17 protein-coding genes are annotated in these 16,159 nt (G+C 69.4%); 7 read left to right on the forward strand and 10 right to left on the reverse strand.

Annotation, left to right across the window (positions count from 1 at the left end):
* Window positions 1-3 precede the first annotated feature (3 nt).
* From ASF44_RS12395 to ASF44_RS12420, 6 genes are all read left to right on the forward strand, one after another.
* Entirely contained in the window at window positions 4-987 is a 984-nt protein-coding gene (locus ASF44_RS12395) for a tripartite tricarboxylate transporter substrate binding protein (protein ID WP_056899592.1), read from the forward strand.
* Window positions 988-1,039: 52 nt separating this feature from the next.
* Window positions 1,040-1,261: a recombinase-like helix-turn-helix domain-containing protein gene (locus tag ASF44_RS12400; protein WP_056899531.1), complete on the forward strand. Its 222-nt coding sequence runs from the start codon at window positions 1,040-1,042 to the stop codon at window positions 1,259-1,261.
* An 11-nt stretch (window positions 1,262-1,272) separates the two neighbouring features.
* Window positions 1,273-2,313, forward strand: coding sequence for an aromatic ring-hydroxylating dioxygenase subunit alpha (locus ASF44_RS12405; RefSeq protein WP_056899532.1), 1,041 nt, complete (start codon window positions 1,273-1,275; stop codon window positions 2,311-2,313).
* 47 nt (window positions 2,314-2,360) lie between these two features.
* A complete protein-coding gene (locus ASF44_RS12410; RefSeq protein WP_056899533.1) occupies window positions 2,361-3,335 on the forward strand; it encodes a PDR/VanB family oxidoreductase in 975 nt (324 codons plus the stop codon).
* 92 nt (window positions 3,336-3,427) lie between these two features.
* Window positions 3,428-4,450, forward strand: coding sequence for a porin (locus ASF44_RS12415; RefSeq protein ID WP_056899534.1), 1,023 nt, complete (start codon window positions 3,428-3,430; stop codon window positions 4,448-4,450).
* A gap of 38 nt (window positions 4,451-4,488) precedes the next feature.
* Window positions 4,489-5,781, forward strand: coding sequence for an MFS transporter (locus ASF44_RS12420; RefSeq protein WP_056899535.1), 1,293 nt, complete (start codon window positions 4,489-4,491; stop codon window positions 5,779-5,781).
* 44 nt (window positions 5,782-5,825) lie between these two features.
* Here the strand turns inward: ASF44_RS12420 and ASF44_RS12425 are convergent, their stop codons facing one another.
* The 6 genes from ASF44_RS12425 to ASF44_RS12450 all read right to left on the reverse strand — a co-directional run bounded on the left by ASF44_RS12425 (window position 5,826) and on the right by ASF44_RS12450 (window position 12,657).
* Window positions 5,826-6,698 carry a UDP-2,3-diacylglucosamine diphosphatase gene (locus tag ASF44_RS12425; protein WP_056899593.1) on the reverse strand — a complete coding sequence of 291 codons (873 nt, stop codon included), beginning with the start codon at window positions 6,696-6,698 and terminating at the stop codon, window positions 5,826-5,828.
* Window positions 6,698-7,501, reverse strand: coding sequence for a GNAT family N-acetyltransferase (locus tag ASF44_RS12430; protein WP_056899536.1), 804 nt, complete (start codon window positions 7,499-7,501; stop codon window positions 6,698-6,700). The genes ASF44_RS12425 and ASF44_RS12430 overlap by 1 nt, the downstream gene beginning before the upstream one ends.
* A gap of 111 nt (window positions 7,502-7,612) precedes the next feature.
* On the reverse strand, window positions 7,613-8,968 hold the full coding sequence (glmM, locus tag ASF44_RS12435) for a phosphoglucosamine mutase (protein ID WP_056899537.1): 1,356 nt from the start codon (window positions 8,966-8,968) through the stop codon (window positions 7,613-7,615).
* 13 nt (window positions 8,969-8,981) lie between these two features.
* Window positions 8,982-9,863, reverse strand: coding sequence for a dihydropteroate synthase (folP, locus tag ASF44_RS12440; protein WP_056899538.1), 882 nt, complete (start codon window positions 9,861-9,863; stop codon window positions 8,982-8,984).
* Between the two features lie 70 nt (window positions 9,864-9,933).
* Window positions 9,934-11,853 (reverse strand): ATP-dependent zinc metalloprotease FtsH, encoded by a 1,920-nt coding sequence (gene ftsH / locus ASF44_RS12445; protein WP_056899539.1) that lies wholly within the window; start codon window positions 11,851-11,853, stop codon window positions 9,934-9,936.
* Window positions 11,854-11,976: 123 nt separating this feature from the next.
* Window positions 11,977-12,657, reverse strand: a complete 681-nt coding sequence (locus ASF44_RS12450) for an RlmE family RNA methyltransferase (RefSeq protein WP_056899540.1) — start codon at window positions 12,655-12,657, stop codon at window positions 11,977-11,979.
* A 20-nt stretch (window positions 12,658-12,677) separates the two neighbouring features.
* Here ASF44_RS12450 and ASF44_RS12455 point away from each other — a divergent pair, with 20 nt between their 5' ends.
* Window positions 12,678-13,160 (forward strand): YhbY family RNA-binding protein, encoded by a 483-nt coding sequence (locus tag ASF44_RS12455; protein ID WP_056899541.1) that lies wholly within the window; start codon window positions 12,678-12,680, stop codon window positions 13,158-13,160.
* Between the two features lie 18 nt (window positions 13,161-13,178).
* Here the strand turns inward: ASF44_RS12455 and ASF44_RS12460 are convergent, their stop codons facing one another.
* The 4 genes from ASF44_RS12460 to ASF44_RS12475 form a co-directional block, all read right to left on the reverse strand.
* Window positions 13,179-14,306, reverse strand: coding sequence for an aminotransferase class V-fold PLP-dependent enzyme (locus ASF44_RS12460; protein WP_056899542.1), 1,128 nt, complete (start codon window positions 14,304-14,306; stop codon window positions 13,179-13,181).
* Window positions 14,307-14,308: 2 nt separating this feature from the next.
* The gene (locus ASF44_RS12465) at window positions 14,309-14,737 is read right to left on the reverse strand and encodes a DUF4149 domain-containing protein (protein WP_056899543.1); all 429 of its coding nucleotides are present in this window, start codon (window positions 14,735-14,737) and stop codon (window positions 14,309-14,311) included.
* A gap of 10 nt (window positions 14,738-14,747) precedes the next feature.
* Entirely contained in the window at window positions 14,748-15,227 is a 480-nt protein-coding gene (gene greA / locus ASF44_RS12470) for a transcription elongation factor GreA (RefSeq protein ID WP_056899544.1), read from the reverse strand.
* Window positions 15,228-15,289: 62 nt separating this feature from the next.
* Window positions 15,290-16,159 (reverse strand): Kdo hydroxylase family protein, encoded by an 870-nt coding sequence (locus ASF44_RS12475; protein ID WP_056899545.1) that lies wholly within the window; start codon window positions 16,157-16,159, stop codon window positions 15,290-15,292.

Here is a 16,159-nt window from a genome sequence, read left to right on the forward strand (position 1 = left end):
ACCATGCAACGCAAGACCTTCCTCGCGGCCCTGCTCGGCGTGGTGGCGGCCACGGGCGCCATCGCCCAACCGGCCGACGCGGCCAGGTCGCTGGCCGCCGAGCGCTTCACCATCGTCTCGCCGTTCCCGGCGGGCGGCCCGGTCGACACGCTGGCACGCATCCTGGCCGACGGGCTGGCCAAGCGCTATGGCCAGGCGGCCGTGGTCGAGAACACCGCGGGCGCGGCCGGCAACATCGGCATCGACAAGGTCAAGCGCGCCAAGGGCGACGGCCACACGCTGCTCGTGGTGCCGGCCGGCAACCTCACGATCAACCCGACGCTGATGCCGAACTTCCCGTTCGACATCGCGAAGGACTTCGTCGCCGTCACCATGCTGGCCAAGGCGCCGAACGTGATCGTGGCCACGCCGGCCTCGGGGCTCAAGACCGCGCGCGACCTGGTGGCGCAGGCCAAGGCCAGTCCGGGCACGCTGTCGTACGCCTCGCCGGGCGTGGGCAGCGGGCTGCACCTGGCCGGCGAGCTGTTCAAGCAACAGGCGGGCGTGGACATGCTGCACGTGGCCTACAAGGGCACGCCGCCGGCGCTGAACGACGTGCTGGGCGGCGTCGTGCCGCTGATGTTCACCAACCTGCCGACGGCGCTGCCCTACCTGAAGAGCGGCAAGCTCGTGGCGCTGGGCGTGACCGAGGCCAGCCGCACGCCGGTCGCGCCCGAGATCCCCACGCTGGCCGAGCAGGGGATCGCCGGTGTCAACGTGACCTCGTGGTACGGCCTGCTGGCGCCGGCCGGCACGCCGCCCGCGGTGGCCGAGCAACTGGCCCGCGACGCGGCCGATTTCCTGTCGCAGCCCGAGGTCCGCACGCGGCTTGCCGCGCAGGGGATGGCCCAGGCCACGATGGCGCCGGCCGCGTTCGCCCAGGCCATGCGCGAGGAAACGGCGACCTGGGCGCAGGTCATCAAGGCCCGCAACATCCGCGCCGAGTGATCCGCACCGGCGCCCACCGATCCATTCCAACGCAACCCCACGGAGGTTCACGATGCCACAAGACCGCTACCTGCAACCGCACCAGGCGCGCCAGCGCCCCGCGACCACCTACGAAGACCTGCTGGGCGACGCGATCGAGCGCGCGTTCGGTGCGGGTGCGCACGACCTGGCCAGCCTGGTCCAGGCCCTGAACGCCAGCGGACTGGCCAGCCCCAGCGGCAAGGCCTGGACCGAAGCGGTCTACCGCACCGAGATCGCCGCGCTGGCCGCCTGAGGAGAACCACGATGACGATTGCCATCCACCCGGTCGCCGCCGACCCGGTCGACCACCTGCTCGAGATCGGCCTGAAGGACCTCTGGTACCCGATCTGCCCCTCGCACTTCATCCAGGAGAACCCGGTCTCGCTGCGCCGCCTGGGCCGCAAGCTCGCGCTGTGGCGCGACGGCGACGGCGTGCTGCACGCGCTGGAAGACCGCTGCCCGCACCGCGGTGCGCCGCTGTCGCAGGGCGTGATCCTGGGTGACCGGCTGTCCTGCCCCTACCACGGCGTGGAAGTGCGCCACGACGGCACGGTCACGCGCGTGCCCGGCAGCCCGGGCTGCAAGCTGGAAGGCTCGCGCGCCACGCGCCACTTCCACGTGCAGGAGCGCGCGGGCGCCGTGTTCCTCTACAACAGCAAGGAGCCGGTCGACACGCCGCCGCCGCTGGTGCTGCCCGAGCAGCTGACCGACGACGCCGAGTACGCGAGCTTCCTGTGCTACACCGAGTGGAAGGGCGACTACCGCTACGTGCTGGACAACGTGATGGACCCGATGCACGGCACCTTCCTGCACAAGCAGTCGCACTCGATGGCCGAGGGCGATTCGACGGCCAAGTTCGGCATCCGCCCGACCGACACCGGCTTCGTGTTCGAGAAGGAAGGCCAGCGCAACGTCAACTTCGACTGGACCGAGTGGGCCGATACGGGCATCCACTGGACGCGGCTGGAGATCCCCTATCCGAAGACCGGCGGCCCCGGCGGCAACTTCATCATCGTGGGCGCGTTCGCCCCCATCGTGAAGGGCATGACGGCCACCTTCTTCTGGCGCGTGCGCAAGCTGGCCCCGGGCTGGGAGCGCGACACCTGGCGCTTCCTGTACAGGAACCGCCTGGAGGCGCGCCACTGGCATGTGCTCGAGCAGGACCGCGTGATGCTCGAGGACATGGAGGCCGACGCCAACCAGCACGAGAACCTGTACCAGCACGACCTGGGCATCGTGCGGCTGCGCCGGCACATGCGCAACCTGGCGCAGCAACAGCTGCAGGGCGAAACCGCCGCCGCCTGAACGCGCCGCACGCCGACCGACCACCGCCGAATCCCCGAGGCCCCGCCATGTCCGCTCCCACGTTGAACGCCCTGGTGCACACGATGCGCCACGAGGCCGACGGCATCGTCAGCGTCGAATTCCGTCCTGCCACCGCGGACGTGGAATTCCCCGCGTTCGAGGCCGGCTCGCACATCGACCTGCACCTGCCCAACAGCCTGGTGCGCAGCTACTCGCTGTGCAACCCCAGCAGCGACCGGGGGCGCTACGTGGTCGGCGTGCTGCACGACCGCGCCAGCCGCGGCGGTTCGCGCTACGTGCACCAGCAGCTGCGCGTGGGCAGCACGGTCCAGATCTCCGCCCCGCGCAACAACTTCGCGCTGCACGAGGACGCGCCGCGCAGCGTGCTGGTGTCCGGCGGCATTGGCGTAACGCCCATCTGGTGCATGTTGCAGCGCCTGGTGGCGCTGGGCCGGCCGGTGGAGCTGTTCTATTGCGCCCGCACGCGCAAGGAGGCCGCGTTCATCGCCGCCATCGAGGCGCTGGCCGAACAGGCGCCGGCGAAGGTGCAGGTGCACTGGCACTTCAACGACGAGCGCGGCGGACCGCCCGACCTGGCCGCGCTGCTGGCCGGCCGCGGCGCCGACAGCCACTACTACTGCTGCGGCCCCACGCCGATGCTGGATGCGTTCGAGAAGACCTGCGAGCAGCTGGGCTACGCGAACGCCCACATCGAGCGCTTTGCGGCCGTGGCCGTGCCGCAGACGCTGGCCGACAGCGGCTTCGAGGTGGTCTGCCGCAAGAGCGACAAGACCGTGGAAGTGCCGGCCGGCAAGTCCATCCTGGACGCGCTGATCGACGCCGGCCTGAACCCGGACCACAGCTGCAAGGAAGGCGTCTGCGGCGCCTGCGAGACCGCCGTGCTCGGTGGCGAGGTCGACCACCACGACGGCATCCTGTCCAAGGCCGAACGCGCGGCCAACAAGACCATGATGATCTGCGTCTCGCGCTGCAAGCGCGGGCCGCTGGTCCTCGACATCTAGCCCCCCTTTTTCAACCGCCTGTGCCGCAGGCCCCGTGTGCGGGGCCGTGGCCGGCCGTTGCCCGGATTTCCCCTCAGCACCACCCCCAACCCATGAAAACCATTCGCACCACCCTTGCCGTCGCGGCCGCCGCCTGCTGCGGCACCGCCGCCCTGGCCCAGTCCTCGGTCACGGTCTTCGGCACCGTCGATCTGGGCCTCACGCACCTGCGCGCCTCCGAGGGCTCGCAGACCGGCATGTCGCACAGCAACGCCAACATCAGCCGCATCGGCTTTCGCGGCGTGGAAGATCTGGGCGGCGGCCTGTCCGCGCACTTCTGGCTGGAGGGCGGCTTCTCGCCCGACACCGGCGCCGGCCCGGGCCCGACGGGGCTGACCAGCCTGTCCTTCAACCGGCGCGCCACCGTCGCGCTGCAGAGCGGCCTGGGCGAGCTGCGCCTGGGCCGCGACGACTCGGCGACCTTCCTCAACACGCTGGTGTTCGACCCGTTCCTGACCAACGGCGTCGGCGGCACCAACGCGTTCGTCATGAACGGCGCGCCGATCCAGATCAGCAACGCCATCAGCTACCTGACGCCGGCCGGCCTGGGCGGCTTCTACGGCCAGTTGCAATACGCACCCGACGAGACGGTGGCCTCGGCCGCCGGCAAATACACCGGCGCGCGCGTGGGCTGGCGCCAGGGCCCGGCCCATGTGGCAGCCTCGGCCGGCACCTTCAAGGGCGCGACCGAGGCGCAGGACGTGCGCATCCGCAATGCCGCGGCCAGCTACGACTTCGGCATGGTCCAGCCCATGCTGCTGTGGGCCACCGAGAAGCGCAACGGCGTGGAACTGCGCGCGCTGCAGCTGGGCGTGAAGGTGCCGATCGGCGTGGCCGAGATCCGCGCGCAGGTGAGCCGCTACGACACCTCCAACAGCAATGCCGACTGGCGCAAGTTCGCGATCGGCTACGGCTACAACCTGTCCAAGCGCACGCAGGTCTACGCCACCTACGCGCACATCGCCAACTCGGACCGCTCGCAGCGCAGCGTGGGTGCCCAGGGCGTGGTGGCACCCGCCAACAGCCTGGGCGCGGGCTCGTCGGGCTACGAAGTCGGCCTGCGCCACTTCTTCTGAACATCGCGGCCCGCGCCCACAGCACCCGAGGACAGCCCATGCAGAACGGTCGCTCCCTACGCTGGGCAGGTGTGTTCACCCTGCTCGTCATCGTCGCCATCTCGTACGTGGACCGGATCAACATCTCGATCCTGATCACGGACCCGGGCTTCCTCGCGCACGTGGGCCTGTCGCCGCAGGACCGCACGCGCCAGGGCCTGCTGGCCACCGCGTTCATGGTGGGCTATGGCGTCTCGGCCTTCGTGTTCACGCCCTTCTGCGCGGCGCTGTTCGGCGTGCGCCGCAGCCTCATGTACGGGCTGGCGCTGTGGGGCGTGGTGACCTTCCTGTCGCCGCTGCTGCACAGCTATGGGCTGCTGCTGGCCTCGCGCATCCTGCTCGGCGTTTCCGAAGGCCCGCTGTTCGCGCTGGCGGCCGGCTACATCAAGGCGCATTTCGACAGCCGCGAGAACGGCAAGCCCAATTCGCTCGTCAACATGGGCACCGGGCTGGGCCTGGCGCTGGGCTACCCGTTCGTCGGCTTCCTGGTCGGCAGCTACGACTGGGAGACCTCGTTCCATGTGCTGGGCCTGTTGAACCTGGCGCTGGGCATTCCGCTGGTGCTGGCCTTCGTGCACATGCCGCAGCCCGAAAGCGGCCTGCCGCGCCCGCGCTCGCTGGCCGAGGCCGTGGAGCAGGTCGGCAAGATCGTGCGCGGCGCGCTGCACACGCGCTACCTGCTGCTGGTCACGGTGTTGACCGCGGCGTTCCTGGCCTACCTGTGGGGCAGCAGCAACTGGCTGCCGGCCTACCTGAAGGAAGCGCGCGGTTTCTCGCTGCGCGAGATGGGCTGGCTGGCCGCGCTGCCGCAGTACGCGACCATGCTGGCCGTGCTGCTGGGCGGCGTGCTGATCGACCGCGTCGCGCGCCGCCACGTGCCGCTGGTGTTCGTCGCGGGCAGCCTGGGCGTGGCGGCGGCGGTGTGGCTGGCCGTGCACGTGGAAGACCGCTACGCCGCGGCGTATTGCCTCATCGCGGCGAACTTCTTCTGGGGTCTCATGAGCCCTGCGATTCCGAGCACGGTGCAGCACTTCGCGCGGCCGGAACACACAGCCAGCGCCTACGGCGTGGTGAACGGCGCGGGCAGCCTGGTGGCGGGCTTCATGCCGGCGCTGATGGGCGCGGTGATCGGCTGGACCTCGGGCAGCCAGGGTGGCGGCTTCCTGGCCGGGTTCAGCCTGCTGGTGGGATCGCAGCTCGTGGTGCTGGCCTGCGGCGGGCTGCTCTGGTGGCACGAGCGCCGCCCGGCCGCCCCCAGGCAGTCGGCACCGCAGCACGCGGTGCGCAGGTAGCCGGGCGCCGCGGCCGTCCCGGCCAGGCACGGCCTGCGCCGAGGCTACGGCGCGACAGGCTCGGCCGCGCCCACCCGGCGCGGCTGGTGCTGGTGCGCGCCGTGCCACTGCACGAGCTCGAGCCGGCCATCGTGGTGTTCGACCAGCGCGGTCAGGCTCTCGACCCAGTCGCCGTCGTTGCAGTACAGCGTGCCTTCGATCTCGCGCATCTCGGCGCGGTGGATGTGGCCGCAGACCACGCCCTGGTAGCCGCGCTTGCGCGCCTCGGCGGCGACCGCCTGCTCGAACGCCGTGACGTAGTTGAGCGCCTTTTTCACCTTGTGCTTGAGGTAGGCCGAGAGCGACCAGTACGGCAGGCCCATGCGCGCGCGCAGGCTGTTGAGGTGGCGGTTGAGCCGCAGCGTGAGCTCGTAGGCGTTGTCGCCCAGGTAGGCGAGCCACTTGGCGCACTGGATCACGGCATCGAAATCGTCGCCGTGCACGACCCACAGGCGCCGGCCGTCGGCCGTGGTGTGCACTGCCTCCTCGCGCACCTCGATGCCGCCGAAGTGGTGGCCGGCGAAGCCGCGCGCGAACTCGTCGTGGTTGCCGGGCACGAAGACCACCTTGCAGCCCTTGCGGGCACGGCGCAGCAGCTTCTGCACCACGTCGTTGTGGGCCTGCGGCCAGAACCAGCGCCGGCGCAGCTGCCAGCCATCGACGATGTCGCCGACCAAATACAGGGTCTGGCTCGGGTGGGCCTTGAGGAATTCCAGCAGCGGCTCGGCCTGGCAGCCGGGCGTGCCCAGGTGCAGGTCGGAAATGAAGACGGCGCGGTAACGCGGCGGGCCGTTGTCCTCGGCGTCCAGGTGGGCATGGTGGTCCGCCGCCTCGTGCGTGCCCTGCCAGAAGCCGGTGGCGTCGAAGGCCGCGCGCATCATCGGCTCCCGCCGAAATGGCGACGGTAGCGCGCGGGCATGTCGTGCAGGCGCATGAGCAGCGGCAGGTCGGCGGTGTTGAAGTCGGGGTCCCAGGCCGGCGGCCCCAGCAGCCTGGCGCCCAGGCGCAGGTAGCCCTTGACCAGCGGCGGCGCCTCGACCTGCAGGCTGTCGTCGAAGCGCTCGACAGGCAGGGGCAGGCGCGGCAGCACATGCTCGGTGATGGGGGCCAGGTGGTCCGTGCGCAGCCGGCGCCACAGGCTGGCGGCCACGGCCGGATTGAACACGCCCTGCTGCTGCAGCGGCACGCTGGCGCTGCCGATCACGAGGTCCAGCCCGTTGCGCTGCATGAAGGCGATCAGCGCGGTCCACAGGCTCATGATCACCCCACCCTGGCGGTGGTCCGGGTGCACGCAGCTGCGGCCCAGTTCCATCATGCGCGGGCGCAGCTGGCGCAGCCGGGTCAGGTCGAATTCGGTGTCGGCGTAGAAGCTGCCGATGCGGCATGCCTGCACCGGCGTCAGCACGCGGTAGGTGCCGACGACGGTGCCGCTGGTGGCTTCGCGCACGAGCAGGTGCTCGCAGTAGTCGTCGAACAGGTCGATGTCGTGGCCGGGCAGCGGCGTGGCCAGGCGCGCGCCCATCTCGCCGGCGAACACCGCATGGCGCAGGCGCTGCGCGGCGCGCACCTCGTCCTGGTGCTGCGCCCACTGCACCAGCAGGCCGCCGGCCACGGGCAGTGCCTGTGGCGCGGGACGCGGCCCCAGCGACAGCGGATAGGCCGGGGACGGCAACTCTCTCATGGTCTGGCTCCTGCGACACGGGCGCTCCACCAGGGAGCGCACGGGAGCCAGTGTGCGAAGCGGCCATGACCGGCGCGTGTCGCGCCGATGGCAAGTTCGTGACGGCCTGCGTCAGCGCAAGGTTGCCGCGATGCGTTCGGCGCAGCGGCGGGCCTGGGCGGCGTCGCGTGCCTCGACCATCACGCGCAGCACGGGCTCGGTGCCGCTCGCGCGGATCAGCACGCGGCCGTCGTCGCCGAGTTCGCGCTCGACCTCGGCCTGGGCCTGGGCCATGGCCTGGTTCGACTTCCAGTCCTGGCCCACGGCGAGCCGCACGTTGACCATGGTCTGCGGGAACAGCACGAGCTCGCCCAGCGCCTGGGCCAGGCTCTGGCCGTTGCGCACGCAGATCTGCAGCACCTGCAGTGCGCTGATGAGGCCATCGCCCGTGGTGTGCTTGTCCAGCGCCAGCAGGTGGCCCGAGCCCTCGCCACCCAACAGCCAGCCGCGCTTCTCGAGCTCCTCGAGCACGTAGCGGTCACCGACCTTGGCGCGCACCAGCGCCACGCCCTTGGCGCGCAGCGCCACCTCCACGGCCTTGTTGGTCATGAGCGTGCCGACCACGCCGTCGACGGCCTCGCCGGCGCGCTTGCTGCGTTGCGCGCCGCCGCGCGACAGGCGCTCGTTGACCATGATGTAGAGCAGTTCGTCGCCGTTGAACATGCGGCCGTCTCGGTCGACCATCTGCACGCGGTCGGCGTCGCCGTCCAGCGCCACGCCGAAGTCGGCCCGGTGCTTGTGCACGGCCTCCACCATGGCCTCGGGGTGGGTGGCGCCGACCTTCTCGTTGATGTTCAGGCCATCGGGCGCGCAGCCGATGCGGATGACTTCCGCACCGAGTTCATGGAACACCATGGGCGCAATCTGGTAGGCCGCGCCGTGCGCGCCATCGACCACGATGCGCAGCCCCTTGAGCGTGAGCGCGGTCGGGAAGGTGCTCTTGCAGAACTCGATGTAACGGCCGGCCGCGTCTTCCAGGCGCGTGGTCTTGCCCAGGCTGGCGGAATCGACCCATTGCGGCGGCAGTTCGAGTGCCGCCTCGACCGCGATCTCCCAGTCGTCGGGCAGCTTGGTGCCCTGGGCGCTGAAGAACTTGATGCCGTTGTCGGCAAAGGGGTTGTGGCTGGCGCTGATCACCACGCCCAGGCTGGCGCGCTGCGCCCGCGTGAGGTAGGCCACGCCGGGCGTGGGCAGCGGGCCCAGCAGCACGACATCCACGCCGGCCGAGTTGAAGCCCGATTCGAGCGCGCTTTCCAGCATGTAGCCAGAGATGCGCGTGTCCTTGCCGATCAACACCGTCGGCCGGGCATCGGCCTTGCGCAGCACGCGGCCCACCGCATGGGCCAGGCGCAGCACGAAGTCCGGCGTGATGGGGGCTTGGCCCACGGTGCCGCGGATGCCATCGGTGCCGAAGTAGCGACGGGTCATGGAACGATCCTTCTTATGGTGTCAGGGAAAAAGACGAGGGCGTGGCTGCGCGCCATACCCGCAGGGCGGCCACAGTGTCGCGCACGTCGTGCACGCGCACGATGCGCGCGCCGCGCTCCACGGCCAGCAGGGCGGCCGCCACGCTGGGCACGAGCCGCTCGCCGGCCGGGCGGTCGACGCCACCGGCCACCGCGGCAAGGGACGACTTGCGCGACCAGCCCGCCAGCAGCGCATGGCCCAGGTCGAGCAGGCCGGCCTGGTGCGCCAGCAAGTCGAAGTTCTGCGCCACGGTCTTGCCGAAGCCGATGCCGGGGTCGAGCACGATGCGCTCGGCCGCCACGCCGCGCGTGCGCAATTGCAGCGCCGCTTCGGCCAGGAAGGCGCGCACCTGGGCCGGCGCGTTACCCGCCATGGGCTGGCGTTGCATGGTGGCCGGCTCGCCATGCATGTGCATGAGGCAGACGCCGCAGGCCGGGTGGCCAGCCACCACGGCCTGGGCCGCATCCGGCGACTCGCCGGCCGCGGCATCGTGCCAGCGCAGGGCCCAGATGTCGTTCACGATGTCGGCACCCAGGTCGAGGGCGGCCTGCATCACGCGCGGCTTGTAGGTGTCGATGGACAGCGGCACGCCCAGCCGCACGGCCTCGCGCAGCACCGGCAGCAGGCGCGCCAGTTCCTCGTCGGCCGGCAGCACGGCGGCCCCCGGGCGCGAGGATTCCGCGCCCAGGTCGAGGATGTCGGCCCCCTCGGCCAGCAACTGCTCGCAGTGCCGCAGCGCCGCGGCCGGGCCGGCATGGCGGCCCCCATCGGAAAAGGAGTCGGGCGTCAGGTTCACGATGCCCATGACGCGGGCCTGGCGCAGGTCGATGCGGTGGCGGGAGGTCTGCCAGAACATGCTGGGGAATCGTTGGGACCGGAAAACAAAACGGGGCCGCGAGGCCCCGTATTGTGGTTCAGGCGTGGTGTCACGCCGCGGAAGGCGATGGCTCCGGATTGACCGCCGGCGCACCACCGCTGCCACCGCCGTTGCCGCCGGTCGGCGTGCGCGGCGTGAAGTCCTTCGGCGGACGCGGGTCGCGGCCCGCCATGATGTCGTCGATCTGCTCGGTGTCGATGGTTTCCCATTCGAGCAAGGCCTTGGCCATGGCGTGCATCTTGTCGCTGTTCTCTTCGATCAGGCGACGCGCCAGGTTGTACTGGTCGTCGATGATGCGGCGCACCTCGCCGTCGACCTTCTGCATGGTCTGCTCGCTCATATTGGTGGTCTTGGTGACCGAGCGGCCCAGGAACACCTCGCCTTCGTTCTCGGCATAGACCATCGGGCCCAGCGCATCGGTCATGCCGTAGCGCGTGACCATGTCGCGGGCGATGGAGGTCGCACGTTCGAAGTCGTTGCTGGCGCCGGTGGTCATCTGGTTCATGAACACTTCTTCGGCGATGCGGCCACCGAACAGCATGCTGATCTGGCTCAGCATGTATTCCTTGTCGTAGCTGTAGCGGTCCTGCGAGGGCAGGCTCATCGTCACGCCCAAGGCACGGCCGCGCGGGATCACGGTGACCTTATGCACGGGGTCGCACTTGGGCAACAGCTTGCCGATGAGCGCGTGGCCGGCCTCATGGTAAGCGGTGTTGCGCCGCTCTTCCTCGGGCATGACCATGCTCTTGCGCTCGGGGCCCATGATGATCTTGTCCTTGGCCTTCTCGAAGTCCTGCATCTCGACCACGCGCGCGTTGCGGCGCGCGGCCATCAGCGCGGCCTCGTTGCACAGGTTGGCCAGGTCGGCACCGGACATGCCGGGCGTGCCGCGCGCGATGATGCTGGGGCTCACGTCCTGGCCGATCGGCACCTTGCGCATGTGCACGTTGAGGATCTGTTCGCGGCCGCGGATGTCGGGCAGCGTGACGTAGACCTGGCGGTCGAAACGGCCCGGGCGCAGCAGCGCGGCGTCCAGGATGTCGGGGCGGTTGGTGGCGGCGACCACGATCACGCCCAGGTTGGTCTCGAAGCCGTCCATCTCGACCAGCATCTGGTTCAGCGTCTGCTCGCGCTCGTCGTTGCCGCCGCCCAGGCCAGCGCCACGCTGGCGGCCCACCGCGTCGATCTCGTCGATGAAGATGATGCAGGGCGCGTTCTTCTTGGCGTTCTCGAACATGTCGCGCACGCGGGCCGCGCCCACGCCGACGAACATCTCGACGAAGTCGGAGCCCGAGATGCTGAAGAACGGCACCTTGGCCTCGCCGGCGATCGACTTGGCCAGCAGCGTCTTGCCGGTGCCCGGAGGGCCGACCAGCAGCAGGCCGCGCGGGATGCGCCCGCCCAGCTTCTGGAACTTCTGCGGATCCTTCAGGAAGTCAACGACCTCCTTGACCTCTTCCTTGGCCTCGTCGCAACCGGCGACATCGGCGAAGGTGACGGTGTTGTTGTTCTCGTCCAGCATGCGCGCCTTGCTCTTGCCGAAGCTGAAGGCGCCGCCCTTGCCACCGCCCTGCATCTGGCGCATGAAGTAGACCCAGACGCCGATCAGCAGCAGCATCGGGCCCCAGCTGACCAGCAGCGTCATCAGCAGCGAGCCCTCTTCGCGCGGCTTGACGTCGAACTTGACGTTGTTGGCGATCAGGTCGCCGACCAACCCGCGGTCGAGGTAGGTGGCGGTGGTGCGCACGCGGCGGTCATCGGTCGTGATGGCCACGATCTCGGTACCGCCCTGCCCTTCCTGGATGGTGGCGGTCTTGATGCGTTTGTTGCGGACCTCCTCCAGGAAGTCAGAGTAGCCCACAAAGCCCGCGCCTGCCGTGGCACGGGTGTCGAACTGTTTGAACACCGTGAACAGCACCATGGCGATCACGAGCCAGACAGCAACTTTGGAAAACCAGGGATTCTTCAAGCGGGGACTCCGGTAAGCCGTACGACAGGCAACGGCGCTGGGGCGTACTTGCGTGCCATTTTAGGCATTTCAAGGGTGCTGCACGGGCGCCAAACCCGCGTCAGCCATAGCTGCAGCAAGGGTTTAAGCCGGTTTTTCGCCGGTTTGCCCCGCTTTGAGCCCGATGCCGACCAGGAAGGTCTCGGACGACTTGTCGCGCGAGGCCTTGGGCTTGATCGGTTTGACGACACGGAACTCGCTCCTGAAGAGCTTGACCAGCTCGGCGTAGCCGCTGCCATGGAAGAGCTTGACGACCAGCGCCCCTTCGGGCTTCAGGTAGGTCTGGCAGAACTCCACCGCCAGCTCCACCAGGTGGGAAATGCGGGCGGCGTCGGCAGATTCGATGCCCGAGAGGTTGGGCGCCATGTCGGAGACGACCACATCGGCCTGGCGGCCCCCCATGGCGGTGTGCAGTTGCTCCAGTACCTCGGGCTCGCGGAAGTCGCCCTGCAGGAACTGCACCCCTTCGATCGGCTCCATCGGCAGGATGTCCAGCGCGATGATGGTGCCATTGAGTTCACCCACGGCAGCGCCCTGGGGCGACAGGCGCCGCCGCGCGTACTGGCTCCAGGCCCCGGGCGTGGAACCCAGGTCCACCACCAAGTGGCCAGGCTGCAGCAGCTTGAGGCCCTCGTCGATCTCCTTGAGCTTGTAGGCCGCGCGCGCGCGGTAACCCTCCTTGGCGGCGAGCTTGACGTAAGGATCGTTGACATGGTCGTTCAACCATGCTTTGTTGACCTTCTTCGATTTGGTCTTGACTTTCATGCAACCGGGATAATACGGGGATGCCCCAAATTCAACTCACCCCCGCGCAACGCAAGGTCCACCGCGCCGAGGCCCACCATCTGGACCCCGTGGTCATGGTCGGCGGCGATGGCCTGACGCCCGCGGTGGTGCGCGAGACCGATCTCGCGCTCAACGCACACGGCCTGATCAAGGTGCGCGTGTTCTCCGACGACCGGGTCGCGCGCGAAGCCATGTACCAGCAACTCGCTGATGAGCTCAACGCCGCGCCCATCCAGCACATCGGCAAGCTGCTCGTGCTGTGGCGGCCCAAGCCCGAGGTCGCGCGCGAGCGCACCGAGGACGAAGACCGGATGCCCGGCCCGCGCGACGTGAAGATCCTCAAGTTCAGCAAGCGCGGCGGCCAGCGGCCCGAGGTCAAGACCCTGCGCGTGCTGGGCAACCAGCGCCTGACGGCGGGCGGCAAGGTCAAGCGGGCCAAGCCCGTCGTCAAGACCTCCGTCAAGAAGCGCAACCAGACCTGAACCTGGCGCGTCCTTTTCTCAGAGCACCTGGTCCAGCGCGCGGGCCAGGTGGCCCACCGTGCGGTCGACGTTGTGCCACTTCTCCAGGCCGAACAAGCCGATGCGGAAGGTGCGGAAATCCGCCGGTTCGTCGCACTGCAGCGGCACGCCCGAGGCGGTCTGCAGACCGGCCGCCAGGAACTTCTTGCCGTTCTGGATGTCCGGGTCGGTCGTGTAGCTCACCACCACGCCAGGCGCCTTGTAGCCCTCGGCTGCCACGCTGGGCAGGCCACGCGACTCCAGCAGCGCACGCACCTTGGTGCCCAGCTCCAGCTGCGCTGCGCGGACCTTGTCGAAACCCCATTCACGCGTTTCCAGCATCACGTCGCGCAGGCGCACCAGCGCGTCGGTCGGCATGGTCGTGTGGTAGGCGTGCTGGCCCTTCTCGTAACCCTCGGCGATCTGCATCCACTTCTTGAGGTCGCAGGAGAAGCTGCTGCTGGTGGTGCCGTCGATGGTTTCGCGCGCCCGCGCGCTCAGCATCACCATGGCGCAGCACGGCGAGCTGCTCCAGCCCTTCTGCGGCGCGGAGATCAGCACGTCGACACCGGTGGCCTGCATGTCCACCCACATCGCGCCGGAGGCCACGCAGTCGAGCACGAACAGCGCGCCGACCTCGTGCGCGGCGGCACTGACGGTGCGCAGGTAGTCGTCTGGAAGCAGGATGCCGCTGGCCGTCTCCACATGCGGGGCGAACACGACCTTGGGCTTTTCAGCACGGATCGCGGCGGCGACCTCCTCCGCCGGCGCCGGCTGCCAGGGCGCCTGCGGGCCATCGCCCACGCGGCGTGCCTTGCAGACCACCGCACCGCCCCCCAGGCCACCCGCGTCGAAGATCTGGCTCCAGCGGTAGCTGAACCAGCCGTTGCGCACGATCAGCACCTTCTCGCGGTTGGCGAACTGGCGTGCCACGGCCTCCATGCCGAAGGTGCCGCTGCCGGGCACCAGCACAGCGGTGTGCGCGCGGTACACCTGCTTGAGCGTGGCCAGGATGTCCTGCACCGCGCCCGTGAAGCGCTTGGACATGTGGTTCAGCGCGCGGTCGGTGTAGACCACCGAAAATTCCAGCAGGCCGTCCGGGTCGACATCGGGCAAGAGTCCGGGCATGGTCAGTCTCCTTCTTGGAATGGGGGCGCAGGGCGCGCCAGTTGCCACAGCGTGATGCTGGCACAGACCCATTGCAGCAGCAGCATGCCGCTGCCCAAGTTGTGCCACAGCTTGAGATTCTCACGCGCCACGATGCGCGGCGCGACCGCGAACTCCACCACCAGCGCCAGCAGCAGCCCGCCCAGCACCCAGGGCAGCACGGGCCGGGCCCAGGCTGCCGTACGGTCCGCATCGCGTGGGCGCGAGGCCATCAGGATCAGGAGGCAGCAGGCCAGCGTGGCCCAGGTCTGGGCACCGAACAACCGGGCCGCGGCGCCACCGGCCAGCGCCGGGCTCGGCAGCTGCATGAACAGCAGGGGCACGGTCCAGAACAGGGCGGTGAGACTGCCCCACCACAGGGCAGCGGCCAGCAGCGGCACGCGTGCGCGCATCGCCGGCGCCTCAGATGTAGCGAACGCTGACGACTTCGTAGTGCTTGAGGCCGCCGGGCGTCTGCACCTCGGCGCTGTCGCCCTCGCCCTTGCCGATCAGCGCACGCGCGATGGGGCTGGAGATGTTGATGCGGCCCAGCTTCAGGTCGGCCTCGTCCTCGCCGACGATCTGGTAGGTCACGGCCTGGCCGCTGTCCTCGTCTTCCAGGTCGACCGTGGCGCCGAACACCACCTTGCCGCCCGCGTTCAAGGCCGCCGGATCGATGACCGATGCCACCGACAGCTTGCCCTCGATCTCCTGGATGCGGCCTTCGATGAAGCCCTGGCGGTCCTTGGCGGCGTCGTAGTCGGCGTTCTCGGACAGGTCACCCTGCGCGCGCGCCTCGGCGATCGCGTTGATGATGAAGGGGCGGTCCACGGTCTTCAGGCGATGCAGTTCGGCCTTCAAGGCCTCGGCTCCGCGCCGGGTCACCGGAAAGGTGGTCGTCATGTTTCAGGTCTCCAAAAGCAAACCGCCGAACGTCGCCGTTCGGCGGTGTGAGGTGAGCGGGGTCAGACGAGGGTTCGTCCTGTCAGCCGGCTCAGAATCGCCAGCGGACTTGCGGCGGGATTGTATTGGCTCGCTGCTGGCAGATGCAGCGTCTGCTCGGCCATGAACTGGCCCGACATCACGGCGTGCGAGGTCTGGTCGGAGAAGCAGACCCAGACCGAGCCCGGTGGAAAAGGCACGGTCTCCTGCGCAGCGCCTTGCTGGTAGTCCAGGTCGGACTTCATGGCATCGTGCAGCTGCAGCATCAGGTGGTCGTATTCGCTGCGCAGCGACTTGGTCACGCGCAGGGTCCGCAAGGCCTTGGCCTGCCAGCGGGAATAGGGCTTGAGCCGCGGCAGGAAGCGCTGGGCCACGGCCTCGAACGGCTCGCCCACGCGCCATACGCGCGGTGCGCCATCCGGGTTCAGGTTGGTGAAGACGCGCAGGATGCGCTCGCCGTAGTTGGGCCGCGAAGGGAAGGCATCGACATGCAGGCGCTTGTCGTCCGCGCGCCAGGACTGCGTGCGGGTTTCGACCTGGGCCGGCCGGAAGCTGGTGGGCGCCATGCGCAGCGCCGTGCCGTAGCCCGGAAGCAGCCCGTCCACGAGCTGGCGGGCCTGGCTGCGAAAGCGCGCGACCATGGCGGCCACGGCCTGCTGCGTCCCGGCATCGCCGGCCGCACCTTTGAGCTTGCCCTGCCCATCCAGGCTGATGTTGCGAGAGCCCTCGGCCAGCAGCGCCGGATCGAGCAGGCGCCGCTCCTGCGGCAGCAGGTCGAAGCGCAGGCGCGGGAAATACAGCACCTTGCCCGCTTCCAGCGCGGCGATCCAGTCGTCGTCGGACCGGGCCCCGGCCCAATCGGCCAGATCCAGTTCCAGCAGTTGCGACGTCAT

The organism is Pseudorhodoferax sp. Leaf274 (assembly GCF_001422445.1).
In the GTDB taxonomy this organism is placed as follows: Bacteria; Pseudomonadota; Gammaproteobacteria; order Burkholderiales; family Burkholderiaceae_C; genus Pseudorhodoferax.